The sequence below is a fragment of the Serratia sp. GW822-FHT06E05 genome, assembly GCF_058799445.1.
Map to the genome: position 1 here is coordinate 104,442 of NZ_JBXALM010000001.1, position 26,124 is coordinate 130,565.

Below are 26,124 nucleotides of genomic sequence, written 5' to 3' on the forward strand. Positions count from 1 at the left end.
GTTTGGTGAAAATAATCACTCTACAGGATGCGTTCAGAGAGTCAAAAATAAATAGTCTTTATTATTCAACGAAATAAAAGTTGGCACGGGTTTTGATTAAGTCTTTGGGCAATCTGCATGATTTAACGCGGCGCTTCAGACGCCATCAGAACCAAGAGGAAGTTAATTATGGGTATTTTTTCTCGTTTTGCCGACATCGTGAACGCCAACATCAATACGCTGCTGGATAAGGCAGAAGATCCGCAAAAACTGGTGCGGTTGATGATCCAAGAGATGGAAGACACGCTGGTCGAAGTCCGTTCTACCTCAGCGCGTGCGCTGGCGGAGAAAAAGCAGCTGTTACGCCGTATCGAGCAGGGTGAAAACCAACTGAGCGACTGGCAGGACAAAGCCGAACTGGCGCTGCGTAAAGATAAAGAAGATCTGGCCCGTGCGGCGCTGATCGAAAAACAAAAAGTGGCCGACCTGATCTCTACGCTGACTCATGAAGTCTCGACCGTAGAAGAAACCCTGGCCCGCATGAAAAGCGAAATCGGCGAGCTGGAAAACAAGCTGACCGAAACACGCGCACGCCAACAAGCACTGACATTGCGTCATCAGGCGGCGTCGTCTTCCCGCGAAGTGCGTCGTCAGCTCGACAGCGGCAAACTGGATGAGGCAATGGCGCGTTTCGAGCAGTTCGAACGTCGCATTGACCATATGGAAGCCGAAGCGGAAAGCGTCAGCATCGGTAAAAAGAAGTCTCTGGATCAAGAGTTTGCCGAGCTGAAAGCCGACGACGCCATCAGCGAGCAGTTGGCGGCGCTGAAAGCAAAAATGAATCGTTCCGAGTAAGGCAATAAAGGTTTTGAAAATAAATCAGGAAAATCAGTTTATTGATTTTCGGCTGATAACACAAAGGGGGAAAAACCACGCTTTTATCCCCCTTTGTCAATAACCTGGGCGGCCACGGTAGGGTGGCCGCCCACCAAAGACGCATTAAGAAGGAAAAGAAATGAGTGCTCTATTACTTGCCATTCCGTTGACAATCTTTGTGTTGTTTGTCGCACCGATTTGGCTTTGGCTGCATTACAGCAATCGGCAACAAAACGGCATTCAACTGAGCCATCAGGAAATGCAGCGTCTGGCACAGCTGGCAGAAGATGCCAAGCGTATGCGTGAACGCATTCAGGCGCTGGAAGAGATCCTCGATGCAGAACACCCGAACTGGAGACAGTCTTGATGAACAACACTCTGGGCAGTAAAAAGCTTTATCGCGTACCTGAAGAAGGGATGGTGAAGGGCGTCTGCGCCGGTCTGGCCCATTATTTCGACGTGCCGGTACGCCTGATCCGGGTGATCGTGGTGTTATCGATGTTCTTCGGGCTGTTTTTCTTCACCCTGATTGCTTATTTCGCGCTGGTGTTCGTGTTGGATGAAGCGCCGGCCAGCCGTTTTGACGGCGAACAGCAAAAAACGCCGCGTCAGTTGCTCGACCAACTTGAATATCAACTGGGCAGCGGCGAACAACAGCTGCGACAGGTTGAGCGTTACGTCACGTCGGACACTTTCGGCGTACAGAGCCGTTTCCGCAAGCTGTAACCCGCCCCGCATGCTATGGCCTGCGCCGTGCGCAGGTCAGGCATTGCACCCGTCATCATCCTTTATTGACCCGAACTGTGCCGGAGGGCATTGATAATGAACAAAACCTATGCCGCAAACGCCGCTAAAACCGGTGGATTTAAACGAGGAGCAGGTGCAATGTTGAAGACAGTGTCTAAAGTCATCATCATAGCGTTGCTGAATTACGGCCCGGCAGGGGCGGCCGGCTGGCTGCTGCGGACCGTGGGTCGCAAACCGATTCGCTTTGTATTGGCGCTGGTGCTGGAACCTCTGTTCCGCAAAGGCCTGAACAAGGTGTTTGGGCGTTATACCCGTCATACTTGAAGCTGCCTCTTTGTTGGCTGCGCTTGCCCGCCCTGGTCACATAGTGCGCTATGCTTCCAGGACTTACAAACTGGCCGCCGCGATGCAACTCCAATTATTTAGGGCCTATGCCAAGGAGAACAATGAAACGACTGCAAAATGAGTTAACGTCGCTGGTCAACCGCGGAATGGATCGCCATCTGCGCCTGGCGGTGACCGGTCTGAGCCGTAGCGGCAAAACCGCCTTTATCACCGCTTTCGTCAACCAATTGCTGCACGTTCACAGCGGTGCGCGCATGCCGCTGTTCTCGCCGGTGCGTGAAGAGCGCCTGCTGGGCGTGAAGCGCATTCCGCAGCGCGATCTCGGCATTCAACGTTTTACCTATGATGAAGGGTTGGCGCAGCTGTATGGCACACCGCCGAGCTGGCCGACCCCGACGCGTGGCGTCAGCGAAATTCGCCTGGCGCTGCGTTACCGCTCCAACGATTCACTGCTGCGTCATTTCAAAGACACGTCGACCCTGTACCTGGAAATCGTCGATTATCCCGGCGAGTGGTTGCTGGACCTGCCGATGCTGGAGCAGGACTATCTGGCCTGGTCGCGGCAAATGGCCGGCCTGCTACAGGGCGATCGCGCCGAGTGGGCCAAGCCTTGGCTGGCGCTGTGTAAAAGCTGCGATCCGCTGGCTCCGGCGGATGAAAACAAACTGGCGGCTATCGCCCAGGCCTACACCGACTATCTCCTGCGTTGCAAAAGTGAAGGGCTGCACTTTATTCAGCCGGGGCGCTTTGTCCTGCCGGGGGATCTGGCCGGTGCGCCGGCGTTGCAGTTTTTCCCGTGGCCGAATGTGGACGCTCATGGGGAATCGAAGCTGGCGCAGGCGGATAAACACAGCAACATCGGCATGCTGCGTGCGCGTTTCAATTATTACTGCCAGTCGATCGTCAAAAACTTTTATAAAGAGCATTTTGTCCGTTTCGACCGCCAAATCGTGTTGGTGGACTGCTTGCAGCCGCTCAACAGTGGCCCGCAGGCGTTTAACGACATGCGCCTGGCGCTGACCCAGTTGATGCAGAGTTTCCACTATGGCAAGCGCACGCTGTTTCGCCGGTTGTTTTCACCGACCATCGACAAGCTGATGTTCGCCGCCACCAAAGCCGACCATATTACCGCCGACCAGCACGCCAATCTGGTGTCGCTGCTGCAGCAGTTGGTGCAGGAAGCGTGGCAGAACGCCGCGTTTGAAGGCATCAGCATGGACTGTGTTGGGCTGGCCTCGGTACAGGCTACCGAGAGCGGTATCGTTGATCATCAGGGGCAGCGCATCCCGGCGTTAAAAGGCAATCGTCTGAACGACGGAGCGCCGCTGACGGTTTTCCCCGGCGAAGTGCCGGCGCGCCTGCCAGGGCCGGCGTTTTGGCAAAACCAGGGCTTCCATTTCGATGAGTTTCGTCCACGCGCCATGAGCGTGGACAGCCCGTTGCCACATATTCGCCTGGATGCGGTGATGGAGTTTCTACTGGGAGATAAATTGCGATGAGCGAGCCGATAAAACCGCGTATCGATTTTGAACAACCGCTGCAACCGCCGCAGGAGCCCGTGCTGCGTGCTAACGTCGCTTTCGACGAACAGCAGGCGGAAAGCTTTTTCCCGGCGGCGCCGGAGCTGCAGCAGGAAGACGAAGAGGGGCGCGCCGAAGGCATCATCAATGCGGCCCTGAAACCCAAACGCAGCCTGTGGCGCAAAATGGTCACTGCCGGGCTGGCGCTGTTTGGCGTCAGCGTAGTGGCGCAGGGCGTACAGTGGGTACATACCGCCTGGGTGCAGCAGGATTGGATTGCCATGGGCGGTGGCGTAGCGGGTGGCTTGATCGTCTTTGCCGGGGTGGGTTCGGTGGTGACCGAATGGCGCCGGTTATACCGTCTGCGTCAGCGTGCCGAAGAGCGAGATGTGGCTCGAGAACTACTGCACAGCCACGGTTTGGGCAAAGGGCGGGAGTTCTGCGAGAAGTTGGCGCGTCAGGCCGGTCTGGATCAAGGGCATCCGGCGTTGCAGCGCTGGCAGGCCTCGCTGCATGAAACCCAAAACGACCGTGAAGTGGTGGCGCTGTACGCCAAACTGGTGCAGCCGGTGCTGGACAACCAGGCCCGGCGTGAAATCAGCCGTTCGGCCGCGGAATCCACGTTAATGATTGCCGTCAGTCCGCTGGCGCTGGTGGATATGGCGTTTATCGCCTGGCGCAATATTCGCCTTATCAACCGCATCGCGGCGCTGTATGGCATCGAACTGGGCTACTTTAGTCGTCTGCGGCTATTCCGCCTGGTGCTGTTGAACATTGCCTTTGCCGGTGCGTCCGAACTGGTGCGCGAAGTGGGGATGGACTGGATGTCGCAAGATCTGGCGGCTCGTTTGTCTGCCCGTGCAGCACAGGGGATCGGTGCCGGTTTGCTGACCGCGCGGCTAGGCATCAAGGCGATGGAGCTGTGCCGTCCACTGCCTTGGCTGGAAGGTGAGAAACCCAAACTGGGTGATTTCCGCAGCCAATTGGTCGGCCAACTGAAAGAAACCATGAAGAAAGGCGACAGCAAAGCCAAATAATCTCCTCACGGCGTCCATTTGGGCGCCGTGCTTCCTTTCTGCCTTTGTCACGCCGTGCAAAGCCAATACGTAACCTTCACTTGACGAAAGACGATCCCCCTGCAAATACATTATATTTATCTGCAAATTTATTGGCGGTTGTGATAACTCTCTGCCGATCAGCTAAAATGACGCCGATGGTGTTATTCACTTGCGTTTAAAAACATCAACAACAGCGATAAATCAGAGTTCTGTCAACTTTTGCTGACAGATTGCTTCTACCGTTCGGGGTGAGAGAGTATCATCATTGCCAGTCATCCCCGCACCTGCAGAGATAAGGCCAATACTGATGCGTTTGGAAGTTTTTTGCGAAGACCGAATCGGTCTGACTCGAGAGTTACTCGATCTTTTGGTATTGCGCAGCATAGATTTACGTGGCATCGAAATCGATCCCATCGGCCGCATTTACCTCAATTTTTCCCAGCTGGATTTTGACACCTTCCGTGCCTTGATGGCAGAGATCCGCCGCATCGCCGGCGTGACCGACGTACGCACCGTGAATTTCATGCCGTCCGAGCGTGAGCACCGCGCCCTGCGGGCGTTGCTGGAGTCGATGCCGGAACCGGTCTTCTCGATAGATATGAAGGGCAAGGTCGAGCTGGCTAACCCGGCGGCTCAGGCGCTGTTCGGTTTCAGCGAAGACAAAATCCGCAACCAGACCGCCACTGCGTTGATTGGCGGTTATAACTTCAGCCGCTGGCTGGAGAGCGAACAGGCGACTCCGCAATCTGAGCGGGTGGTGATCCGCAGTCAGGATTTCCTGATGGATATCACCCCCATCTATCTGGAAGACGAAAACCAGCAGAAAGACACCGTCGGCGCGGTTGTGATGCTGAAGTCCACGGCGCGCATGGGGCGTCAGCTACAGAACTTGTCGGTGAACGACGATACCGAATTTGATCACATCGTCGCCGCCAGCCCGAAAATGCGCCAGGTGCTGGATCAGGCGCGCAAGCTGGCGATGTTGGATGCGCCACTGTTGATTGTCGGGGATACCGGTACCGGTAAAGATATCCTGGCCCGGGCCTGTCACCTGCGCAGTCCGCGCGGCAAGCAGCCGTTCCTGGCGCTAAACTGTGCCGCTTTGCCGGACGACGTAGCGGAAAGCGAGCTGTTCGGCCATGCGCCGGGCGCTTACCCCAATGCACTGGAAGGCAAGAAGGGCTTCTTCGAGCAGGCACACGGCGGTTCGGTATTGCTCGATGAAATCGGTGAAATGTCGCCGCGCATGCAGACCAAACTGCTGCGCTTTATTAACGACGGCACTTTCCGCCGGGTTGGCGAAGAACACGAAGTGCATGTCGATGTACGCGTGATCTGCGCGACGCAGAAAAACCTGACCGAACTGGTGCAACGCGGTGAGTTCCGTGAGGACTTGTATTATCGCCTTAACGTACTCACCATTACCCTTCCGCCGCTGCGTGAGCGTCCGCAGGACATCATGCCGCTGACCGAACTGTTCGTGGCGCGCTTTGCCGATGAGCAGGGCGTTGCGCGGCCGAAATTGTCCAACGATCTGGGCAGCTTCCTCAGCAAATACGGCTGGCCGGGCAACGTGCGGCAGTTGAAGAACGCCATCTATCGCGCGCTGACGCAAACGGAAGGTTTCGAACTTCGTCCACAAGATATCGTTCTACCGGAATTTGAAGTTGAAATGTCATTGGGGGATGAAGTGTTGGACGGCTCGCTTGACGACATCAGCAAGCGTTTTGAACGCTCGGTGTTGACGCGGTTGTACCGCACCTATCCAAGCACGCGAAAGCTGGCGAAACGCCTGGGGGTTTCACATACCGCGATCGCCAACAAGCTGCGCGAGTATGGTCTTAGCAGCCGCAAGCCGGCTGGGGAAAGCGAAGAGTAAAAAGAATGGGCGCCTAAGGCGCCCATTTTAATACTTGGCTATCAGAGCCCGGCATTCGCGGGCCTTATGAATGACATTACTTCAAGGCAGCCAGCGCCGCGTCATAGTCTGGTTCGTTGGTGATTTCATTCACCAGCTCGCTGTACAACACGTTATCCTGGCCATCCAGCACCACGACCGCACGTGCAGTCAGACCGGCCAGTGGGCCCTCGGCGATTTCAACGCCGTAGGCTTGTTTGAATTCTGCACCGCGCAGAGTGGACAGGGTCACCACGTTGCTCAGGCCTTCCGCGCCACAGAAACGTGACTGTGCGAACGGCAGGTCGGATGAAATGCACAGCACTACGGTGTTATCCAGGCCGCTGGCCAACTGGTTGAATTTACGCACTGAAGTCGCACAAACGCCGGTATCGATGCTTGGGAAAATGTTCAGAACTTTGCGTTGACCCGCGAAGCTGCTCAGTGCCACATCTGACAGGTCTTTGGCAACCAGAGAGAAGGCTTTGGCTTGTTCGCCGGACTGTGGCAGATGGCCTGCAACGCTAACCGGGTTGCCTTGAAAATGTACTGTCTGAGTCATTAGCTTGATTCCTTTTACAGGTGTTTATACAAAGGGCATGAGCCTAATGAAAAGGGACTTTACGCCGCGCTTAACATTAGGTTCACACCCTGGCATCAGTTTATGTCAACAATTGCGGGTTGGATATATAAAGTTTGCTAAATAGTTGTATATATTAGGTTGTGTCCAGAATTTATCCTTCTGGTCGCCCTTGTTTATGCGCAATTTTCGCCTCAGGAGCCGTTATGAGAAGCATGCGTTTTTACCCAGAAGCCTGGCCGCTGCATACTGCCTTTGTGATAGCTCGCGGTAGCCGTACCGAAGCCAAAGTCGTGGTGGTCGAAATTGAACAGCAGGGCGTGCGTGCCAGCGGCGAATGTACGCCATATGCGCGTTACGGCGAAAGTGAAGCCTCGGTGATGGCGCAGCTGGCTGAAGTGGTAACGGCTGTGGAACAGGGCGTGACGCGGGAGCAACTGCAGCGGCTAATGCCGGCAGGTGCAGCGCGTAATGCGGTGGATTCTGCACTGTGGGATCTGGAATGTCGCCTGAACGGCCAGAGCCTGTGGCAACGCAGCGCAGTCGTAGAGCCGGAACGCATTGTGATGGCGCAAACCGTCAGCATCGGCTCGCCGGAGGCGATGGCGTTCGCCGCGCGTGAGCTTGAGCAACAAGGGGCCCGGCTGTTGAAAATCAAGCTGGATAACCACCTGATCAGTGAACGACTGGTGGCGATCCGTGCGGCAGTGCCGACGGCCACCTTGATCGTCGACGCCAATGAGTCCTGGCAGGCGGAGGGGTTGGCGGCACGTTGTCAGCTGTTGGCGGATCTGGACGTGGCGATGCTGGAGCAACCGCTGCCGGCGAAGGACGACAGCGCGCTGGAAAACTTTATCCACCCGTTACCGATTTGCGCCGATGAGAGCTGCCACACGCGTAGCGATCTACCGCGGTTGGCCGGTCGCTATCAGATGGTCAATATCAAGCTGGACAAGACCGGCGGTCTGACGGAAGGGTTGGCGTTGGCGGCATTGGCGCGAGAGCAAGGGTTCGCCATCATGCTGGGCTGCATGCTCTGCACTTCTCGAGCGATCGGCGCGGCGTTACCCTTGGCTCCGGGGGCGCGATTCGTCGATTTGGACGGGCCAACCTGGCTGGCGAAGGACGTTGAACCGGGTCTGGATTTCGAATGTGGGGCGATCAACCTCGCCCCGTAACCGACTCAGTCCGGGTAGGTCAGTAATTCCACCATGGCGTCGAGGTAGCTTTCGCTGGCGGCATCGGCAGAGATTGGTGGGAACTCTGCGGTGATGCAGGGCAGCGACAGATCGGCGCACCAACTGCCGAACGATCCCGGCGTCTCGTAACCGACGCTGGTGACCAGCGGCAGGGCAAATTTGTGCGAAAGCCAGACGCCAAGCTGAGAGCTGGCAGGATCTTCGATGCAGGCCAAGGGTTCATGGAAGGAAACTACCCAGCGAGGTTTCAGCCGATGGATCAGGTGGCACAGCGCCTGGGTCTCCGGCTCGGAACCCGGACGACCACCGGTCGAAAGCTTAACGTCCCGAGCCTCCGCCGCGCTGTTCCAGCGATAAACCGTGTCGCCAGAGCGCCAGTTGGCCGCCGGGAAATTGCGATTCAGGTCGACCCCGTTGGCATTGGCGCGCAGCCCGAGTTGGCAGCCATCCGGGTTGACGGCCAGCACCACATGGTGACGCAACTGATTGGGGGCGATGCTGCGCAGCGCACAGGACAGCGTGACAATAGCGGCACCTTCGTCGCCGTGCGTACCGGCGATGATCAGCCCGGTATCCGGGCTACTGATGGCCGCCGGGAAATAGAGCAGCGGTGCGCCCAGCAGCGAACTGCCGTAATTCTCTCCTGCAACGGCCAATTGGCCACGTTCACTGCGCGGTCGATGCTGGATCATGATGCGTTCCCTGATTTAAAGGTCGAGAGTGATTATCATTTTATTCAGTGTATTACGCTTTAGCTGCACTTTCCCAGAGCTATTGTTCAGCTATCGCGCGTTATGTGAACTGTGCGTTAGCGCAGGTAACAATAAAACCCCGCCGGTCAATTCGCTGTTGTTATACTATCGGCAAAGCTAACCCAATAACCAAACAGGGGATTTAACATGCCAGTAGCCAGAATTATTGCCAGCTATAGCGAAAATGAAAAAGATACCATCACGCTGCTGTGCGGCGTGGACGAGGAAAACCAAATCCGCCAGGGTGAATGGTTCGGCGTGGTGAAAAACGACGACGGGCGCGGCGATGAGTCCAACTATCCGTTTACCCTGCACGTCGACTATCAAAAAAACAGCTTCTATCTGGACTATGGCTATGACGATGCCGAGTCACGTCAGATGCAAAAGACCGATATCCATGCCAAGCCGCTGGTGGAGAAAGGCTTCTTCACTATCTTCGATGAAGAAGAGGGCGAAGAATTCAGCTACCGTATCAACAGCATCCATCTTTACGAATAATCCTCGTCGAGATCAAAATGCCCGTGTCGACTTCGTCGTACGGGCATTTTTTATTGCCTGGCCCCCAGTTTTTACATCTTGTCCGCCTGGAACTCTAGGTGAGACTAATCTTGTGCTATAAGATAAAAAATTCAGATGGTTAACGGGGATGAATCAGAATGACGAGAAAAATAATTCAACAGGGTTTTCGTTTGGCGCTGTGTGCGGTAGCGATCGGCGCAGGATTGAGCAGCGCAATGGCGGCGCAGGTTCCCCCGGGTACCACTCTGGCGGAAAAGCAGGAAATTGTTCGCCATATCAAAGATGAGCCTGCTTCGCTCGATCCCATCAAGGCGGTCGGGCTGCCGGAAGCACAATTGGCGCGCGATCTGTTTGAAGGTTTGGTGAATCAGGATGCCAACGGCAAAGTGATCCCTGGCGTTGCCACCCGTTGGCAAACCACGGATAACCAAACCTATATTTTCACACTGCGTAAGGACGCACGCTGGTCTAACGGTGACCCTGTCACGGCAAAAGACTTTGTCTATAGCTGGCAACGCCTGGTCGAACCAAAAAGTCTGTCTCCCTTTGCCTGGTTTGCCCAGCTGGCAGGTATCCAGAATGCCGATGAGATCATTACCGGTAAATTGCCAGCGGACAAGCTGGGCGTAACGGCGCTGGATGATTACACCTTAAAAGTACAGTTGAATAAGCCGGTACCCTATTTTGTCAGCCTGACAGCCAACTTCAGCCTGTTCCCGGCGAACAAGGCGGTGGTGGAGAAATTTGGCAATGACTGGACAAAAGTCGGCAATCTGGTGGGTAACGGTGCGTATAAGCTACAGGAGCGGGTGGTCAACGAGAAACTGGTGCTGACGCCCAACGAACACTATTGGGATCATGCGCATACCGTTTTGACCAAAGTGACCTTTGTACCAATCAACCAGGAATCTAACGCCACTAAACGCTACCTGGCCGGAGATATCGATATCACCGAATCCTTCCCTAAAAACATGTACCAAAAACTGCTGAAAGACATTCCGGATCAGGTGTATACCCCGGACCAACTCGGCACCTATTATTATGCTTTCAACACCCAACGGGCGCCGACCAACGATGTGCGGGTGCGCAAGGCGCTGTCTTACGCGATCGATCGCAAAATTATCGCCGAAAAAGTGTTAGGCACCGGTGAGAAACCGGCTTATCACTTTACGCCGGATGTGACCGCAGGGTTTAAACCGGAAGTGAGTCTCTTGCAACAGCAGCCGCAGGCCGAACTGGATGCCCAGGCCAAGGCGCTGATGCAGGCGGCCGGCTATGGCCCTAATAACCCTTTGAAGCTGACGCTGTTGTATAACACTTCAGAAAGCCACCAGAAAATAGCCATCGCCGTGGCCTCGATGTGGAAGAAAACCCTTGGGATCGACGTTAAGTTGCAGAATCAGGAATGGAAAACTTATATCGACAGCCGCAACACCGGCAATTTCGACGTGGTGCGCGCTTCCTGGGTGGGCGATTACAATGAAGCTTCGACCTTCCTGTCGTTGTTGAGCTCCACCCACAGCGGCAATATCGCCAAATTCAAGAGCGCGGATTACGACAAGCTGTTGGCGCAGGCCAGCCGTGAAACCAGCGCCGCGGCCCTGACGGCGGATTACAACAAACTGGAACAGATCATCGCGGAACAGGCGCCGATCGCGCCGATTTACCAATACACCAATGGCCGTCTGATCAAGCCTTGGGTAAAAGGTTACCCGATCACCAATCCGGAAGACGTGGCCTACAGCCAGACGATGTATATTATCAAGCATTAATAACTGCATTTAACCAGGCTCCGTTAATTCGGGGCCTGGTTATCAATATTTGTCGAATAATAAAACAAACCCCAATGGCTTATTTCAGCCAGGGCGATGCTGTCCGTTGAAATAACCGGAGCGGCCTTTATATTCGGCAATGAATAGTGGGTAAAACAGGTCGTTATTTATGCTTTATAAGCTGTCCCGCATGGCATCAACCAGGATGCGGCCGCTCATGTCCGTTTGGGTAATGCGATAGCTGGTTGGGTATGAGCGTCGGGTGCTGAGGTGATCGTGTACCGATACCTTGCCAACCTGCGCACCACTGGCATTCTTAACGATAAACTCGCTGATCTCTTCCTGGCCCTGATTTTGAAAATTAACGCTGCGGATTTTCTCCAGCGTATCGCTGTCGTTTAATTTTAAATGGTCGCGTAACATAACTACCTCCTCGTAGTGAGGGAAGTATATGCCTCTCAAATTTGAGCTGGAACAGCTTTTTGTTAATTTTTTATTGTCATTATGAATTAAGATTGCTGTGAATATGTTAAGTCATAATAATGGCGCGATAGCCAGCGCTTTATTCCACGATATCCGCATTTATCGGTCGGGTTTTATTTCATCTCCGTTATTATTAGTCTGCATTTTTGTTAAATAATACCTGACGCCCAACGGGTGAGGGAAATACGCAGGACACGTCATGTGCACAGTCGGGAACGATCGCTAAATCACGTTTGGCGCGCGGGGCAATAAAACGTCGATCGTAAGCCGCATAGGCGATGCCGCGTTGTAGACGATCGGGGCCTTGCGCCTGCGCCGCACAAGATTTGTCGAGTATTTTGTAGAAGCTGCCTGGCGCGTCGCCGCTGTCCTTTGCGCCAACCATGTAGGTGATATTCGCCGTGGCATAGCGTTGGCGTACTGATTCAGTCTGTTGGTCGAGGTAGCTCGGAATAGCTTCAATGCCGTATTTCCAACGATTGACGCTCGGGCAGGCGTCACTGTTAACCTCAACCCAATCGAAGGTGCAGCCCCCTGTTGAATCACAATCTCGCCAATCGACAGGGCGCTCGTTGTTTACCGGCAGTGGTCGGTGATTGTCAAAATAGAGCCAACTGCCGGGGTCGGATATCACAAAGCGCAGTTTTACGCCGGGCGGCGGATTGGCGAAACCGACATAGTGCTGTACAAACTGTGCACCGGCGGAAAACCCTGCAACGGTGACCCAGCGTATCTGCGGCCATTTTACTTTCAATTCGGCAACCAGGCGATCAAGCGCGGCAAACGAGCTGGTTCTTCCCTGGTTGTCCAAACCGCCTTCGATCCAGGAACTGCAACTCCACAGCGCGTCCCCGGCCTGCGCTTGTGGAACGCCGGGAGAATGGCAGCGTGTGGACTGAGCATTACTGACCGGGAACAGCGGGGCGACCAACAGCGCTTGGCCGGTTTTGCCTGCAAGTTGAGCCGCTTTTACCGCGGCGGCCAGGGTTTTCCCCGCATCTCTGGGATGTCCGTGCAGCACGATTAACGCGCTATCTGGTGTGATTACCTGGGGGTGTGCGACAAAGTAAGGTAAATTTCCTGCTGTTGGTCCCAGTTTCACCCGGTATGCGTCGGCAAGAGTGTCGAGTGTGCTATCTGCGGCAAACAGTGGATGAAACGGGGTTGCGATAACCGCCGCTACTGAGGCCAATACCAATGTTCGAGTGGGGGTCATTAAGCACCAGCTTTAGGGTTTGCGCATTATTCCTCCATGTTAGCCTATAAGGCCATTTCGAGCGTAGCATTCGCACGGCTTCATCTTTGATCCGCCTGGCATTAACGCTAGACTCTGAGGTAACTGAAAAGCAAAGAGGATGAGGAATGGAAGTCATTGAGGGGCGCGAGTTACAGGTTCCTGACGCAGTCTATGCCTACCAACTCGATGGTAAGGGCGGTGTAACATCGATTGATTACGATGATAAAGTCACCTGCGATGAGCCGTGCTGGCTGCATCTCGATTATGCGCACCCAGCCAGCGCCGAGTGGCTGGCTACCACACCGCTTTTGCCGGATGCGGTAAGAGAGGCTTTATCCGGCGAAAGTTCCCGGCCGCGCGTCAGCAAGGTGGGCGAAGGCACCATGATCACGCTGCGCAGCATCAACTTTAACGCCAACTCGCGGCCGGATCAGCTGGTCACTATCCGCGTTTACATGACCGATAAACTCATCGTTTCTACCCGCCATCGCAAGGTCTATTCCATTGACCAGGTGGTGAACGATCTGCAAAGCGGCAGTGGGCCAACCAACAGCGGTAACTGGCTGGTGGAGATATCGGACGCGCTGACCGACCACGCCAGCGAGTTTATCGAAGATCTGCACGATAAAATCATCGATCTGGAAGATTCGTTACTGGAGCAGCAGGTCCCCGAACGGGGGCAATTGGCGCTGATCCGCAAACAGTTGATTGTGCTGCGTCGTTATATGGCACCGCAACGCGACGTGTTCTCGCGTTTAGCCAGCGATCGTTTGCCCTGGATGAATGACGACGATCGTCGCCGCATGCAGGATATTGCCGATCGGCTGGGGCGCGGGCTGGATGACCTGGACGGTAGCATTGCACGTACCGCGATCCTTTCTGACGAAATCACCACGGTAATGGCCGATGCCATGAACCGCCGTACTTACACCATGTCGCTCCTGGCGATGGTGTTTTTGCCTACGACCTTTTTGACCGGGCTGTTCGGCGTCAACCTGGGCGGGATCCCTGGGGGCGGTAATCCATTCGGCTTTGCGGCATTTTGCCTGATGCTGGCCGGATTGGTGTTCGGCGTGGGCTGGTGGCTGAAGCGACGGCGTTGGTTGTAGCCAAAAATAGGTAAAACCCCGGTTAACATTGAGCGATATCAACTTTTGTCGGGGGGAAATGAGGCATGATCTATCTCGCAGGTGAATGCAACGTCAAGCGATGGGCGTTGCGCTCCATAATTGTCTTACTTTCTTATATTTAGAATTACTGCATAGCACATTGATTCATACGATGCCGGTTTAATCACCGGCATTTTTTTGTCCGCAATTTGCCCTCAGGCCGCACTCTCATCCCAGAAACTGGCTTCAATCTTGTGCCCGTCCAGATCACGCACAAAGCAGCCGTAATAGGCTTCACCATAGTGCGGCCGTGAACCGGGGGCACCTTCATCCGTCGCCCCTGCCAGCAACGCCTGCCGGTAAAAATCATCAACCTGCTGCTTGCTGGTGGCGAAAAAACCCACATGAATGCCGTTGCCGGTGGTAGCCGGTTTGCCGTCGATCGGCAGCTGCAACCAAAACTCCGGATAATCGCGGCCATAGCCTATGGCCCCTGGGTGTTCCAAAACCCGGCGGCAACCTAAGGCGGCGAGGGTGCGATCGTAAAAATCAGCTGCGGCGTCAAAATTATTGCTGCCGAGAGAAACGTGAGACAAGCAGGGCGTGATGTTCATCGGTAATCTCCTGGTGACTGTATAAAAACACAGTATAGGATAAAAACCGCACTGTCTGGTGAATTCTGCTGAAAATGCGAGCGGGATCGCCAACTGAAGGGGGGTAAAGAGCCGCCCGCAGTGTGCGGGCGGAACAACGGCTTACTTGATTTCGAGCACGTCTAAACGTGCCGGGGCAGGTTCATCCGTCTCTTCCGGCTGCCAACCCACCGGCTGCATCGGAATGTCTTCGCGATCGAAGGCCAAATCGCCACCGTCAACGACTTCACTGCCGTGGTGAATGCCTTTGAAATCAAACAGGTTAAAGTCGCTCAGGTGCGAAGGCACCACGTTTTGCATTGCGCTGAACATGGTTTCCAGGCGGCCTGGATAGCGTTTATCCCAGTCGCGCAGCATGTCGCCAATTACCTGACGCTGCAGGTTAGGCTGCGAACCGCACAGGTTGCACGGAATAATCGGGAATGCTTTCGCCACCGAGAAACGCTCAATATCTTTTTCACGGCAGTAAGCCAGCGGGCGGATCACCACGTGCTTACCGTCGTCGCTCATCAGTTTAGGTGGCATGCCTTTCAGTTTGCCGCCGTAGAACATATTGAGGAACAGGGTCTGCAGAATGTCATCACGGTGGTGGCCGAGCGCAATCTTGGTGGCACCCAGCTCGGTGGCGGTGCGGTAAAGGATACCGCGGCGCAGACGCGAACACAGGGAGCAGGTGGTTTTGCCCTCGGGGATCTTGTCCTTGACGATGCTGTAGGTGTTCTCCTCAACGATCTTGTATTCCACCCCTAAACTTTCCAGATAGGCTGGCAGGATATGCTCAGGGAAGCCAGGCTGTTTCTGATCGAGGTTAACGGCAATCAGTGAGAAATTGACCGGTGCACTCTGCTGCAGGTTGCGCAGAATTTCCAGCATGGTGTAGCTGTCTTTACCGCCGGACAGGCAGACCATGATGCGGTCGCCTTCTTCAATCATGTTGAAGTCGGCAATCGCTTCGCCCACGTTGCGGCGCAGACGCTTGTGCAATTTGTTGAGGTTGTATTGCTCTTTTTGACTAACGGTTTGTTTTTCTGACATTTAAATCGTGCTCGTTCTCAATTGGGGGCACTATGGGCATGACGTTTTAGGCAGCAAGTTTAGCATTCAACAGGCTGATTGGGTCATTATTCATTTCGCTCTCGGGGCCGTGAAGAACCTTGGCGTGCTGTCATGCCTGGTTGTCTGGGGATAAACGCACCCAACATGCATCAATGTGGCGTGTATGGTACGGATTGTGAGAACGAATACCAGCGTGTTTTGCGTGGTGGGGATGGAAAACGGAAAATAATGGGTGCCAAACCCACATGAGGCCGCATGTGGGCCCCATGTCTTACCGACTCAATTTTATTTATAAATTTCAGCTGTGCCACACAGACGGTTATTGCCGGAGGCGCCGATGATGCGATATACCTCGGCGCCGGCTTCGACCGCCTTGGCTTCCAGTTCCCGCTGTAGGCTAGAAAGATTATTGCTTGCTGCGCAGGCGCTAATGATCCCGGCTTTTTGCCGATCGGTGGGTGCTGAGTCAACCAGGGTAGCGGCGACGGTCGTGAACGACAGGGTGGCCAGCGCGAGGGCAGTGAGGGCCAGATTGACGTTTTTCATGCTGTGATTTCCTTTTCTGTGGCCTGTATCGATTAAGACTGGCGACGAGGTTGATTCGCTCAGTGTGAGTTTTTCAGACCAATGTGGGTTGGCTATTGGTCTTCTCGCGCCGGATAGCCTGCTTCACGCAGCACCGCGAGAAAATCACTTTCGTCCTGAGTACTATCGACCTGAACCTGACGCGCGGCCGGGTCGGTTTCAATCTGGGCCTGCGGATCGACACTGTGCAGTGCCTTGGTGACGGATTTCGCGCAACCGCCGCAGGTCATATTGGGAATGTAGAAACTGTGCATATCAATCTCCTGGTTCTTTAGGGTGTCCGGTCACTATGCGGGTTGACAGCGTGGCAAGGTCAAACGCTTTTCAGTGAAAATTTTTGCTTTGAATTCAATGACGATACCGGTGTATAAGCGCCAAAGCGTGGCGCCTCACGAGGGGGTTGCAGGCTGGGCTCCGTGGTTGTAGCAGGCTCAGCCAAATCCGCCAGGATCGGGCAGTCTGGGCGATCGTTGCCATGGCAGTGATCGGCAAGGTATTCGAGCGTTTGCGCCATCTCTTGCAGTTCGGCGATCTTGGCTTTCAACCTGGCAACATGGGAAAGCGCCATCTCTTTAACGTCGGCGCTGGCACGATCGCGGTCGTTCCACAAGACCAGCAGGGCCGAGATCTGCTCGACAGAAAACCCCAGATCGCGTGCACGACGAATAAATCGCAGACTGTGTACGTCCTGTGAGCTGTAATGCCGGTAACCGGCATCAGAACGAAGGGCTTTCGGAATCAGGCCAATTTGTTCGTAATAGCGGATCATCTTTGCTGAAACGCCAGAAGACTTGGCTGCTTGACCGATGTTCATTATTCACTCCTTCTGGGGGATTCATTAAATTTCCCTAAAGCGGGGGATCGGCTACGGGTCGACAGGTAGCGTTATCGCTGGCACTCGCTGGCGCGATTGGACAGATCGAGTACCACAACCAATCCAGGTGATAGGTGCGATAGAACACTTTCGCGTTCACCTGAGTGGTTGGCGCGATACATACACCGCCACGCGCCTTGGCCTCCTCGCTGATCTCGGGGTTGGAGAGATCGCGTTCTTCGAAAGCGATCCCTTCATTTTCGAGCCAGGATTTCAACGTTTGGCAGTCTGAGCACGTCGGCATGGTGTAGATGACGACCTGAGGATGAAATTCACTGGCCATGCTGGCCTCCTCAAACCTGTTGTAGTGTTGCCGCCTAAACCTTTACGTTTTCCGGCCCGACAGGGCGGGATTCGATACCCATTGGTGCCTGGAAACGCTTTAGACGGAGCGCGTTGCCGAGCACGAAGACGCTGGAGAGCGCCATCGCTGCAGCGGCGAAGATCGGCGAAAGCAAGGTGCCGTTTATCGGGTAAAGCATGCCTGCCGCAACCGGGATCAGCACTGCGTTGTAGGCAAAGGCCCAGAACAGGTTCTGCTTGATGTTGCGGATCGTCGCCTGGCTGAGCGCAATGGCATTTGCCACACCACGCAGGTCACCGGACATCAACACCACGTCTGCCGCTTCGATAGCTACATCGGTTCCCGTACCGATGGCCAACCCAACATCTGCTTCGGCCAGCGCCGGGGCGTCGTTGATGCCGTCCCCCACGAAAGCGACGCGTGCACCATGGCTGCGGAACTGCTTCAGCGCCGCGACCTTACCGTCGGGTAAAACCTCAGCCGCGACCTCATCGATACCGAGCTGTCGGGCGATTGCCGAGGCGGTTGCTGCATTATCACCGGTGATCATCGCGACCTTGAGCCCCAATGCGTGCAGCGCCTTGATTGCCTCTGGCGTGGTCTCTTTAATCGGGTCGGCAACGGCGATCACCGCCGCCAAACGACCGTCTATCGCAGCATAAAGCGGGCTCTTGCCTTGCTCTCCGAGACGCTGGGCGGCCGGCAGGAAACTGGCCACGTCCAGGCCGAGCTGCGTCATGAAGCGGTCGGCTCCAACGGCGACGGTTCGGCCGCTGACCTTGGCTGATACACCGAAGCCCGGTGTGGCATCGAAGGCTTCAATAGCGGCGATCTTGAGGTCGCGCTGTTTTGCGGCGGCGACGATGGCTTCGGCGATAGGGTGCTCCGAACGGGTCTCCACTGCGGCAACCAACGCCAGAACCTCGTCGTAATCGAAGCCCTCGGCCGGTACCAGGTCGGTCAACTCAGGGCGACCTTTGGTCAGGGTGCCAGTTTTGTCCAGCGCGATAACGCTGACATCTCGTAGTGCCTGTAAGGCTTCGCCTTTACGGAACAGCACGCCGAGCTCGGCGGCGCGGCCAGTGCCGACCATTATCGAGGTGGGGGTGGCCAGCCCCATGGCGCAAGGGCAGGCGATAATCAGCACGGCCACCGCATTCACCAGCGCGAAGGTCAGTGCCGGCGTCGGTCCGAAGATCAACCAGATCAGGAACGTCAGCGCTGCCGCCGCCATCACCGCCGGGACGAACCACAGGGTCACCTTGTCGACCAACGCCTGGATCGGCAGCTTGGAACCCTGGGCTTCCTCAACCAAGCGGATAATTTGCGCGAGTACCGTATTGGCACCGACTTTGGTGACGCGAAAGCTGAATGCCCCGGTTTTGTTGATGGTGCCGCCGACCACTTCGGCACCGACACTCTTGGACACCGGCACCGGTTCGCCGGTGATCATGCTTTCATCTACATAAGAGGCACCTTCGACGACCTGACCGTCGACCGGGATCTTCTCGCCCGGGCGAACGAACACGACATCACCGGTGGTCACCTGGTCGAGCGGGATTTCCAGGGTTTCACCGTTACGCTCGACGCGCGCCGTTTTGGCCTGCAGCCCAACCAACCGTTTTATCGCCTGAGAGGTTCGCCCCTTGGCGCGAGCCTCCAGCGTGCGCCCAAGCAAAATCAGCGTAACGATCACCGCGGCGGCTTCGAAATAGATGTTGGCGGTACCTTGCGGCAGCACTTGCGGAATGAAAGTGGCCACCACCGAGTAGCCATAAGCCGCCGCTGTACCCACCGACACCAGCGAGTTCATGTCAGGGGCACCGCGCAGCAACGCCGGCACGCCTTTGCGGAAGAAGCGCAGGCCGGGCCCAAACAGCACCAGCGTGGTAAGCACGAACTGCAGATACCCATTGCGCTGTTCACCCAGAACCCCTAACACCCAATGATGCATCGCGGGAATCAGGTGCGAGCCCATTTCGAGGACGAATACTGGCAAGGTCAGGAGGGCGGCAATCAGTAAAGATCGGCGTAGTCCACGTGCTTCGTTCTCGCGCCTTTCACTGTCTTGATCGTCAGAACTTGCCGTGGCGGCAGACAAGCGACGGGCCTTATAACCGGCCTGTTCGACCGCGGCTTCAAGCATGGCCGTGGTGACGATCCCGGCACTATGGCGCACCCGGGCACGCTCGGTCGCCAGGTTGACATTCGCTTCGATCACGCCCGGAATTTGCCTGAGCGCTTTCTCAACCCGACCGACACAGGACGCGCAGGTCATATCTTCGATGCCGAGTTCAGTGGTTTCTTCACGAACGGCGTAACCGGCGCTCTCGATGGCACCAACGGCTGCCTGCGGATCGGCGCGATCGCCGAAAGTGATATCGGCGCGCTCGGTGGCCAGATTGACCGTTGCCGTTTGCACGCCGGGAACGGCTTTTAGCGCACGTTCGACGCGGCCAACGCAGGAAGCACAGGTCATACCTTCGACCGGCAGACTCAGACGAGTGGTGCGCAGGGCTGAATTAGAACCTTGTTGCACAGAGACGGAAGTCATTGAACTACCCCTTTACTGATTCGGATATCGAAAAGCTTAAAGCTTCCCACTGTGGGAAGGTCAAGACCTGTCAGGGATTTGTTTTGCCAGGGGCAGATTCGGCCTCGTTTTGGCTCCACCGCAGAGCGTCGTCTCCACAGTACACACCTGCCAACCACCTCCCAATGCCTTATAGATGCTGACCACGGCGAGTTGTTGTTCGGTGCGTGCGACCGCCAGCGCTCGCCGGCTGTTAAAGTCGGAACGCTCTGCGTCAAGGACTTCCAGATAGAGGCCTTGCCCCTGGGAAAACTGCAACCGGGCGAGACGAGCGGCCTCACGATTGGCTGCTGATTCAAGCAGGCGCAGTTCGAGCGTGCTGCCTGTTGCTTTATAGGTTTTGAAGGCGTCATCGGTTTCTTGCAGCGCGCGCAATAGTGTTTGATCGTAGAGGAGCAGAGCTTCTTGGGCGCGAGCTTCACTGGCGGCAATCCGCGCTCGGACGCGACCGTTATCGAGCAGAGACCAGCGAATGACCGGAAGGATAAAACCGGACAAAGCTCCGGCACCGTTCACTGCATCGAGGTTCCCGGCAACGAATCCGATCGAGCCTTGTACCTGGATCTCGGGGTAGAGACCTGCCGTTTCTACCCCAATCCGGGCGGTTGCTGCCGCCAGAGTGCGTTCGGCCGCCGCAATATCGGCACGTCGTGCCAGGAGCGCCTCGGGGTTGCCGACGGCGAGGGAGGTAACCTTCAGTTCATCACGCCCAGGTATGGCGACTGGAGGGCTAAACCTTTGCGGCGTTTCGCCAAGCAATACCGCCAGCGCATTGACGGAAACCGCGCGACGGCGCTCGAGCTCGGGGGCGACAACCTCGACATTGTGTAATAACGCCTCGGCGCGCAGTCGGTCGAACTCACTGGCTGAACCGGCATTCGCCAGACGTTCAACCTGAGCCAGGCTCTCGCGCTGGCTTCGGGTGATATCTTCAACGACAGCAAGCTCGGCCTCGATACCGCGCAGTTCAAACCAGGTGGCGGCCACCGCTGCTGCAACGCCGGCTTGCACATCGCGCAACAAGGCTTCACGCGAGCCTGCCTGCGCCTGGGCTTCCTCAACCGAACGGCGCACGCGACCGAACAGATCGATTTCCCAGGCGGTGTCTACGGCACCGCGATAGGTTTCCTGCTGACGAGCCTGATCAGGGGATGTCTCTATCTCGCTCTTGCGACGGTTTTCATAGCTGAAAGCAGGGCCGCCGCTTGGCAGAAAGCTCTGACGATCCTCGCGCAGCAGGGCTTTTGCTTCTTCGAGCCGCATGGCGGCAATGCCGATATCATGATTAACCGAAAGCGCCTGCCGGATCAGTCCGCTCAATATCGGATCGTCGAAGGCACGCCACCATTCAACCTCCACGGCAGCGTAATTAAGGCCTGGCGAAGCTTCACCAAAGCTGGCGGGAAGCCGTGCCGAAGACAGCGAAGGCGGCGAATAGTCTGGCCCTACGGATGAACACCCGGTTAACAGGGTAAGCGCACTCAGGGGGAACCACAGCGATTGATAGAGGCTTTTCATGAGGTGCTCTCCTTAATGCGCTGTTTGCGCAGCTTCGATTCTGCCCGGCGGCGTTCGATACGAACGGACAGGTTACGCATCACCACATAAAACACCGGCGTCAGGAACAGACCGAACAGCGTCACGCCTAGCATGCCGGCGAAGACGGCGATACCCATTGCATGGCGCATCTCCGCCCCGGCACCGCCGGCAAAGACCAGAGGAACCACACCGGCGATAAAGGCAAGGGAGGTCATCAGGATTGGCCGCAGTCGCAGCCGACAAGCCTCGATAACCGCATCCAGCGCGCTTGCGCCCTCGGCCTCGAGAGTGCGGGCGAACTCGACGATAAGAATGGCATTTTTGGCGGCCAAACCGACCAGTACGATCAGCCCGATTTGCACAAAGACGTTGTTGTCACCGTCGGTCATCCATACGCCAATAATGGCGCTCAGCAGACACATCGGCACAATCAACAGGACGGCCAGCGGCAACAACCAGCTGTTGTACTGAGCGGCAAGGATGAGATAGGCCAGAAGCACACACAGCGGGAAGATGAACAACGCCGAATCCCCGGCCAGCTTTTGCTGGTAGGTAAGGTCGGTCCATTCAAAAGTCATGCCTTCCGGCAGCACTTCCTTCGCCAGACGCTCCATCACGGCTACCGCCTGACCCGAACTGATGCCGGCCATGGCCCCGCCGGAGATGTCGGCGGAAGGATAGCCGTTGTAGTGGATCACTCGGTCTGGGCCTGAGCTCGGTGTGACGGTAACAAATGAAGATAAAGGCAGCATTTTCCCGGCAGCATTGCGTACTTGCAGGCGACCGATGGCTTCTGCCTGCATGCGATGGTCTGCATCGGCCTGGGCGGTCACTTTGTAGGTGCGGCCAAAACGGTTGAAATCGTTGACATAGAGAGAACCGAGATAGACCTGCAGCGATTCGAAGATATCCGCCAGACGGACGCCCTGACTCATGGCTTTGGTACGATCGATGGCAACGTCGAGTTGTGGGGCATTGACGTCAAAGCTGGTCATCAGTCCGGCCACCTGTCCCGACTCGGTGGCTTTGGTCATCAGGATCTGGGTCTGCTGAACCAGAGCATCCAATCCGGCGCCGCTGCGATCCTCAATTTGCATTTTAAAACCGCCGGTGGCGCCCAGACCCGGTACCGGTGGCGGTGGAAATACGCCGAGGAAGCCATCGGGAATGCCGGCGAATTTTGCTTGCAGGCGGCCGGCAATCGCGGTCGCGCTGAGATCGTCTGTTGTACGAGCTTCAAACGGGTCAAGCATAACGAACATGACGGCGGCATTCGGTACGTTGACGAAGCCGTTGATCGACAGCCCTGGGAAGGCTACGACGCTCTCGACACCGGGTTCCGCCAGCGCGATTTTTGACATCTGTTTGACGACCGCATCGGTGCGTTCCAGCGAGGCCGAATTGGGCAGTTGGGCAATACCAACCAGGTAGTATTTGTCCTGCATCGGTACGAAGCCGGGCGGAACCGCCTTAAAGCCGAAGAAGGTCAGTGCCAGTAAGCCACCGTAGACCAAAAGTGCCAGACCGCTAACACGGACCACTTTGCGGACCGTATTGCCATAAGCGCTAGGCGCGTGTCGGAAAGGCCGGCCAAACGCACGGAACAACCGATCGGCACGACCGCGCAGGGTGCGCGGATCTCGGGCGATCGCAGCCTTGCGCGGACGCAGCAAGAGGCCGGCCAGCGCCGGGCTGAGTGTCAGGGAGTTGATGGCCGACAGAATGGTTGAAATGGCGATGGTGAGCGCAAATTGTTGATAAAACTCCCCCTGCAGGCCGCTCAGGAAGGCAGTGGGGATGAATACGGCGGCAAGCACCGAGGTAATGGCGATGATTGGGCCGGTCACTTCATCCATGGCGCGCCTTGCGGCCTGGGGAGGCTCTTCGCCATTTTCGATATGTCGTTCGACATTTTCGACCACGACGATCGCGTCGTCGACCACTATCCCGATCGACAACACCAGGCCAAACAGCGACAAGGTATTGAGCGAAAAGCCCATCAGATGCATGACGGCAAAGGTCCCGATCAGCGATACCGGCACCGCCATCAATGGGATCAACGACGCGCGCCAGTTGTGCAGGAACAGCACTACCACGATCACCACCAACAGGATCGCCTCCAGCAGGGTGGTGGCTACCGACTCCAGAGAAGCACTGACGAAGACCGTTGGGTCGTAAGCTATGCGCGAAGTGAGTCCTGCCGGAAAGTGAGTTTCGAGCCGTTGCATGGTGGCCCTCACGGCCTTAGAAACGTCTAGCGCGTTAGCTCCCGGGCTTTGAATAATTTGCAGCGCGACGGCCGGCTCACCATCGAGCAGGCTGCGCAACGCGTAGGCATCAGCTCCCATTTCGATGCGGGCGACATCTCGCAGGCGAGTGATTTGGCCGTCGCTACCGGTGCGAATAATGATATCGCCAAACTGTTCCTCGTCGGTCAGGCGGCCGAGGGTATTGACCGTCACCTGGAATGCAGCGTTGGAGTTGGGTGTCTGGCCAACCGAGCCGGCCGCCACCTGAACGTTCTGTTCGCGTACGGCGGCGATAACGTCACCGGCCGTCAGCCCTCGCGCAGCGATCAAATCAGGATCGAGCCAAAGCCGCATGCTGTACTCGCCGGCACCCCAAACCAAAACGTCACTGACTCCGGGGATGCGGGAAAGCTCATCGCGTACCTGGAGGTAAGCGTAATTTGAAATGTAGAGAGGATCGTAACGCTGATCGGGCGACAGCAGGTGAACTACCATCAGGATATCCGGCGAGGTTTTTTGCGTGACGACGCCCTGGCGTTGAACCTCTTCAGGTAACCGCGGCAGCGCGCGCGAAACCCGGTTTTGCACCTGAACCTGCGCCATATCGGCATTGGTGCCCTGGGCGAAAGTGACGGTCAGGATCATTCGGCCATCGGTTGCCGACTGCGACGACATGTACAACATGCCCTCAACCCCGGTGATTGCCTGTTCGAGCGGAGCCGCTACCGTTTCAGCGATCACCTTGGGGTTGGCTCCGGGGTAAGATGCGGTCACTTGCACCGTTGGCGGAGTGACTGCCGGATACTCGCTAAGCGGCAGTTGGAAGAAGGCCACGCTGCCGGCGAGCACCATCAAAATTGACAGGACGATGGCAAATATCGGGCGTGCGATGAAGAAACGAGGAAAAGTCATTACGCGGCCCCCGTGGTTGTCGGCGCCGTCATGGGAGCACCATCAATGGCGGTTGTTTGCGGCGTGATCTGCATACCGGGGCGTACCAGGCCCTTGACCACGATACGCTCACCCGGCTGCAGACCCTGTTCGATCACCCGCATGCCTTCGACCATCGGGCCGAGCTCGACTGGCCGATATTCGGTTTTGTCACCTTTGCCGACGACCAACACATAGCGGCGGCCCTGATCGGTGCCAATTGATTGATCGGACACCAGTACGCGGGCGCGCGGTGCACCGGTTTCCAGTTTGACCTTGGCAAACAGGCCAGGGGTCAATTGTCCATCGGCATTATCGACAACGGCGCGAATACGCACGGTGCCCGTCCCACGGTCGGCGGAGTTGGCAAGAAAATCGACACGGCCAGTTCGGGTATAGGTTTTGTCGGTGATCAGCGCGACCATCACCTTGGTTGCCGGCGGGGTGGCACGAGTGCGGTCTGCGGCGAGCGAACGCAAATAGGTGCGCTCGTCGACGTCGAAATAAACCTGGAGCGGGTTGGTCGAGACAATCGTCGTGAGCGGCGTTACGCCATTGGTAACGTAGTTGCCCTCGGTGACCAGCACCTGGCCGACGCGCCCGCTGATAGGTGCCGTGACGCGCGTGAACTCCATATCCAACTCTGCCGCAGCCAGGGCGGCTTTCGCGGCATCGATCTGCGCTTTGCCTGCATTCAACGAAGCGGTTGCCGTATCGAGCTGAGCACGCGCAAAAACCTTTTGAGCAAACAGCTGTGTGGCACGGGCATATTCCGTTTGAGCGAGCCGCGCTGCTGCTTCAGCCTCGCGCAAGCGAGCTTTGGCGGCACTCAGCGCGGCTTCGTACACCCGAGAGTCAATGAGAAACAGCCGTTGGCCTTTCTCAACCCAGCGACCTTCCGGCACGCTGACATCTTGCAGATATCCGGCGACTCTTGGGCGCAGTTCAACCTGTTTGACAGCGGTTAGCGAACCGGTGAACTCGACAAAAGGCGTGACCGGGCGAACGACCACTTCGGCTACTGGTACGCTCGGAGGCTTGGCGGGAGCAGCTGCGGACACCGTCTCTTTGCAACCGGCGACAGCGAATGCGACGCTTATCGCCGCAGTGATTAGAGTGACACGTTTGGCTTTCATCATTTGACCTTTCGCGACTGAAGTCGACAGTGGAATTTATTGAGCCGAAGCGGCTCTGATTGCACTTATCGGACTTACCACGTTTGGAAGGTCAAGCTGTTTTTGAGGGCTGATTCAGGCTATTCGATACTG

The 26,124-nt window shown here is 56.4% G+C and carries 25 protein-coding genes; 11 read left to right on the plus strand and 14 right to left on the minus strand.

Translation table 11 applies throughout. The features are described from left to right. Positions 1-168 precede the first annotated feature (168 nt). The 7 genes from pspA to tyrR all read left to right on the plus strand — a co-directional run bounded on the left by pspA (position 169) and on the right by tyrR (position 6,404). Positions 169-834 (plus strand): phage shock protein PspA, encoded by a 666-nt coding sequence (gene pspA, locus AC1RKC_RS00475; protein WP_020827099.1) that lies wholly within the window; start codon positions 169-171, stop codon positions 832-834. A 160-nt stretch (positions 835-994) separates the two neighbouring features. Beyond that, entirely contained in the window at positions 995-1,222 is a 228-nt protein-coding gene (gene pspB / locus AC1RKC_RS00480; RefSeq protein WP_012145351.1) for an envelope stress response membrane protein PspB, read from the plus strand. Then, the gene (gene pspC, locus AC1RKC_RS00485) at positions 1,222-1,581 is read left to right on the plus strand and encodes an envelope stress response membrane protein PspC (protein ID WP_020827098.1); all 360 of its coding nucleotides are present in this window, start codon (positions 1,222-1,224) and stop codon (positions 1,579-1,581) included. Before pspB ends, pspC begins: the two co-directional genes overlap by 1 nt. Before the next feature lie 96 nt (positions 1,582-1,677). Further along, positions 1,678-1,926 (plus strand): phage shock protein PspD, encoded by a 249-nt coding sequence (gene pspD / locus AC1RKC_RS00490; protein ID WP_262255521.1) that lies wholly within the window; start codon positions 1,678-1,680, stop codon positions 1,924-1,926. 122 nt (positions 1,927-2,048) lie between these two features. Further along, positions 2,049-3,446, plus strand: a complete 1,398-nt coding sequence (locus tag AC1RKC_RS00495) for a YcjX family GTP-binding protein (protein ID WP_262255520.1) — start codon at positions 2,049-2,051, stop codon at positions 3,444-3,446. Then, positions 3,443-4,504: a YcjF family protein gene (locus AC1RKC_RS00500; RefSeq protein WP_020827095.1), complete on the plus strand. Its 1,062-nt coding sequence runs from the start codon at positions 3,443-3,445 to the stop codon at positions 4,502-4,504. The genes AC1RKC_RS00495 and AC1RKC_RS00500 overlap by 4 nt, the downstream gene beginning before the upstream one ends. A gap of 328 nt (positions 4,505-4,832) precedes the next feature. Beyond that, positions 4,833-6,404, plus strand: a complete 1,572-nt coding sequence (gene tyrR / locus AC1RKC_RS00505) for a transcriptional regulator TyrR (RefSeq protein WP_020827094.1) — start codon at positions 4,833-4,835, stop codon at positions 6,402-6,404. Positions 6,405-6,480: 76 nt separating this feature from the next. Here the strand turns inward: tyrR and tpx are convergent, their stop codons facing one another. After that, positions 6,481-6,984, minus strand: a complete 504-nt coding sequence (gene tpx, locus AC1RKC_RS00510) for a thiol peroxidase (RefSeq protein WP_020827093.1) — start codon at positions 6,982-6,984, stop codon at positions 6,481-6,483. Positions 6,985-7,208: 224 nt separating this feature from the next. Between tpx and ycjG the strand changes: the two genes are divergently transcribed. Beyond that, the gene (ycjG, locus tag AC1RKC_RS00515; protein WP_262244107.1) at positions 7,209-8,180 is read left to right on the plus strand and encodes an L-Ala-D/L-Glu epimerase; all 972 of its coding nucleotides are present in this window, start codon (positions 7,209-7,211) and stop codon (positions 8,178-8,180) included. Positions 8,181-8,185: 5 nt separating this feature from the next. On the opposite strand, the gene mpaA is transcribed toward ycjG, so the two are convergent. Then, positions 8,186-8,893 (minus strand): murein tripeptide amidase MpaA, encoded by a 708-nt coding sequence (gene mpaA, locus AC1RKC_RS00520; RefSeq protein WP_020827091.1) that lies wholly within the window; start codon positions 8,891-8,893, stop codon positions 8,186-8,188. Between the two features lie 207 nt (positions 8,894-9,100). Here mpaA and AC1RKC_RS00525 point away from each other — a divergent pair, with 207 nt between their 5' ends. Then, positions 9,101-9,451, plus strand: coding sequence for a hypothetical protein (locus AC1RKC_RS00525; RefSeq protein ID WP_020827090.1), 351 nt, complete (start codon positions 9,101-9,103; stop codon positions 9,449-9,451). 158 nt (positions 9,452-9,609) lie between these two features. Next, positions 9,610-11,244, plus strand: coding sequence for a peptide ABC transporter substrate-binding protein (locus AC1RKC_RS00530; protein WP_041414588.1), 1,635 nt, complete (start codon positions 9,610-9,612; stop codon positions 11,242-11,244). 174 nt (positions 11,245-11,418) lie between these two features. Here the strand turns inward: AC1RKC_RS00530 and AC1RKC_RS00535 are convergent, their stop codons facing one another. After that, complete coding sequence (locus AC1RKC_RS00535) at positions 11,419-11,667, minus strand: hypothetical protein (RefSeq protein ID WP_020827088.1); 249 nt, start codon at positions 11,665-11,667, stop codon at positions 11,419-11,421. A 193-nt stretch (positions 11,668-11,860) separates the two neighbouring features. Continuing rightward, positions 11,861-12,943, minus strand: coding sequence for a hypothetical protein (locus tag AC1RKC_RS00540; RefSeq protein ID WP_493092248.1), 1,083 nt, complete (start codon positions 12,941-12,943; stop codon positions 11,861-11,863). A 146-nt stretch (positions 12,944-13,089) separates the two neighbouring features. Here AC1RKC_RS00540 and zntB point away from each other — a divergent pair, with 146 nt between their 5' ends. Then, a complete protein-coding gene (gene zntB / locus AC1RKC_RS00545; RefSeq protein WP_020827086.1) occupies positions 13,090-14,073 on the plus strand; it encodes a zinc transporter ZntB in 984 nt (327 codons plus the stop codon). Between the two features lie 215 nt (positions 14,074-14,288). Here the strand turns inward: zntB and AC1RKC_RS00550 are convergent, their stop codons facing one another. The 10 genes from AC1RKC_RS00550 to AC1RKC_RS00595 all read right to left on the minus strand — a co-directional run bounded on the left by AC1RKC_RS00550 (position 14,289) and on the right by AC1RKC_RS00595 (position 25,992). Beyond that, positions 14,289-14,687: a VOC family protein gene (locus AC1RKC_RS00550; RefSeq protein ID WP_020827085.1), complete on the minus strand. Its 399-nt coding sequence runs from the start codon at positions 14,685-14,687 to the stop codon at positions 14,289-14,291. A gap of 141 nt (positions 14,688-14,828) precedes the next feature. Further along, complete coding sequence (gene ttcA / locus AC1RKC_RS00555; protein WP_020827084.1) at positions 14,829-15,761, minus strand: tRNA 2-thiocytidine(32) synthetase TtcA; 933 nt, start codon at positions 15,759-15,761, stop codon at positions 14,829-14,831. Positions 15,762-16,067: 306 nt separating this feature from the next. Beyond that, positions 16,068-16,328, minus strand: coding sequence for a multiple stress resistance protein BhsA (bhsA, locus tag AC1RKC_RS00560; protein WP_046373417.1), 261 nt, complete (start codon positions 16,326-16,328; stop codon positions 16,068-16,070). A 92-nt stretch (positions 16,329-16,420) separates the two neighbouring features. Continuing rightward, positions 16,421-16,621 carry a heavy-metal-associated domain-containing protein gene (locus AC1RKC_RS00565; protein WP_115058725.1) on the minus strand — a complete coding sequence of 67 codons (201 nt, stop codon included), beginning with the start codon at positions 16,619-16,621 and terminating at the stop codon, positions 16,421-16,423. A 59-nt stretch (positions 16,622-16,680) separates the two neighbouring features. After that, on the minus strand, positions 16,681-17,181 hold the full coding sequence (cueR, locus tag AC1RKC_RS00570) for a Cu(I)-responsive transcriptional regulator (RefSeq protein WP_128865194.1): 501 nt from the start codon (positions 17,179-17,181) through the stop codon (positions 16,681-16,683). 34 nt (positions 17,182-17,215) lie between these two features. Next, positions 17,216-17,524 (minus strand): glutaredoxin family protein, encoded by a 309-nt coding sequence (locus AC1RKC_RS00575; RefSeq protein WP_130015819.1) that lies wholly within the window; start codon positions 17,522-17,524, stop codon positions 17,216-17,218. Positions 17,525-17,558: 34 nt separating this feature from the next. Further along, a complete protein-coding gene (locus tag AC1RKC_RS00580; RefSeq protein ID WP_493092247.1) occupies positions 17,559-20,099 on the minus strand; it encodes a heavy metal translocating P-type ATPase in 2,541 nt (846 codons plus the stop codon). Positions 20,100-20,159: 60 nt separating this feature from the next. After that, positions 20,160-21,656, minus strand: a complete 1,497-nt coding sequence (locus AC1RKC_RS00585; RefSeq protein ID WP_493092246.1) for an efflux transporter outer membrane subunit — start codon at positions 21,654-21,656, stop codon at positions 20,160-20,162. Further along, positions 21,653-24,838, minus strand: coding sequence for an efflux RND transporter permease subunit (locus AC1RKC_RS00590; protein WP_493092245.1), 3,186 nt, complete (start codon positions 24,836-24,838; stop codon positions 21,653-21,655). Before AC1RKC_RS00590 ends, AC1RKC_RS00585 begins: the two co-directional genes overlap by 4 nt. Continuing rightward, entirely contained in the window at positions 24,838-25,992 is a 1,155-nt protein-coding gene (locus AC1RKC_RS00595) for an efflux RND transporter periplasmic adaptor subunit (RefSeq protein ID WP_493092244.1), read from the minus strand. The genes AC1RKC_RS00590 and AC1RKC_RS00595 overlap by 1 nt, the downstream gene beginning before the upstream one ends. Positions 25,993-26,124: the final 132 nt, after the last annotated feature.

What these genes read in the sequence shown, in the direction of transcription:
- AC1RKC_RS00575 (WP_130015819.1), bottom strand. Translation starts at nt 17,524, where the DNA reads ATGGCCAGTGAATTTCATCCTCAGGTCGTCATCTACACCATGCCGACG.
- pspA (WP_020827099.1), top strand. Translation starts at nt 169, where the DNA reads ATGGGTATTTTTTCTCGTTTTGCCGACATCGTGAACGCCAACATCAAT.
- AC1RKC_RS00500 (WP_020827095.1), top strand. Translation starts at nt 3,443, where the DNA reads ATGAGCGAGCCGATAAAACCGCGTATCGATTTTGAACAACCGCTGCAA.
- AC1RKC_RS00540 (WP_493092248.1), bottom strand. Translation starts at nt 12,943, where the DNA reads ATGACCCCCACTCGAACATTGGTATTGGCCTCAGTAGCGGCGGTTATC.
- AC1RKC_RS00585 (WP_493092246.1), bottom strand. Translation starts at nt 21,656, where the DNA reads ATGAAAAGCCTCTATCAATCGCTGTGGTTCCCCCTGAGTGCGCTTACC.
- AC1RKC_RS00495 (WP_262255520.1), top strand. Translation starts at nt 2,049, where the DNA reads ATGAAACGACTGCAAAATGAGTTAACGTCGCTGGTCAACCGCGGAATG.
- AC1RKC_RS00565 (WP_115058725.1), bottom strand. Translation starts at nt 16,621, where the DNA reads ATGCACAGTTTCTACATTCCCAATATGACCTGCGGCGGTTGCGCGAAA.
- AC1RKC_RS00595 (WP_493092244.1), bottom strand. Translation starts at nt 25,992, where the DNA reads ATGAAAGCCAAACGTGTCACTCTAATCACTGCGGCGATAAGCGTCGCA.
- bhsA (WP_046373417.1), bottom strand. Translation starts at nt 16,328, where the DNA reads ATGAAAAACGTCAATCTGGCCCTCACTGCCCTCGCGCTGGCCACCCTG.
- mpaA (WP_020827091.1), bottom strand. Translation starts at nt 8,893, where the DNA reads ATGATCCAGCATCGACCGCGCAGTGAACGTGGCCAATTGGCCGTTGCA.
- tyrR (WP_020827094.1), top strand. Translation starts at nt 4,833, where the DNA reads ATGCGTTTGGAAGTTTTTTGCGAAGACCGAATCGGTCTGACTCGAGAG.
- ttcA (WP_020827084.1), bottom strand. Translation starts at nt 15,761, where the DNA reads ATGTCAGAAAAACAAACCGTTAGTCAAAAAGAGCAATACAACCTCAAC.
- ycjG (WP_262244107.1), top strand. Translation starts at nt 7,209, where the DNA reads ATGAGAAGCATGCGTTTTTACCCAGAAGCCTGGCCGCTGCATACTGCC.
- AC1RKC_RS00530 (WP_041414588.1), top strand. Translation starts at nt 9,610, where the DNA reads ATGACGAGAAAAATAATTCAACAGGGTTTTCGTTTGGCGCTGTGTGCG.
- tpx (WP_020827093.1), bottom strand. Translation starts at nt 6,984, where the DNA reads ATGACTCAGACAGTACATTTTCAAGGCAACCCGGTTAGCGTTGCAGGC.
- AC1RKC_RS00550 (WP_020827085.1), bottom strand. Translation starts at nt 14,687, where the DNA reads ATGAACATCACGCCCTGCTTGTCTCACGTTTCTCTCGGCAGCAATAAT.
- AC1RKC_RS00590 (WP_493092245.1), bottom strand. Translation starts at nt 24,838, where the DNA reads ATGACTTTTCCTCGTTTCTTCATCGCACGCCCGATATTTGCCATCGTC.
- AC1RKC_RS00525 (WP_020827090.1), top strand. Translation starts at nt 9,101, where the DNA reads ATGCCAGTAGCCAGAATTATTGCCAGCTATAGCGAAAATGAAAAAGAT.
- pspD (WP_262255521.1), top strand. Translation starts at nt 1,678, where the DNA reads ATGAACAAAACCTATGCCGCAAACGCCGCTAAAACCGGTGGATTTAAA.
- cueR (WP_128865194.1), bottom strand. Translation starts at nt 17,181, where the DNA reads ATGAACATCGGTCAAGCAGCCAAGTCTTCTGGCGTTTCAGCAAAGATG.
- zntB (WP_020827086.1), top strand. Translation starts at nt 13,090, where the DNA reads ATGGAAGTCATTGAGGGGCGCGAGTTACAGGTTCCTGACGCAGTCTAT.
- AC1RKC_RS00580 (WP_493092247.1), bottom strand. Translation starts at nt 20,099, where the DNA reads ATGACTTCCGTCTCTGTGCAACAAGGTTCTAATTCAGCCCTGCGCACC.
- AC1RKC_RS00535 (WP_020827088.1), bottom strand. Translation starts at nt 11,667, where the DNA reads ATGTTACGCGACCATTTAAAATTAAACGACAGCGATACGCTGGAGAAA.
- pspB (WP_012145351.1), top strand. Translation starts at nt 995, where the DNA reads ATGAGTGCTCTATTACTTGCCATTCCGTTGACAATCTTTGTGTTGTTT.
- pspC (WP_020827098.1), top strand. Translation starts at nt 1,222, where the DNA reads ATGAACAACACTCTGGGCAGTAAAAAGCTTTATCGCGTACCTGAAGAA.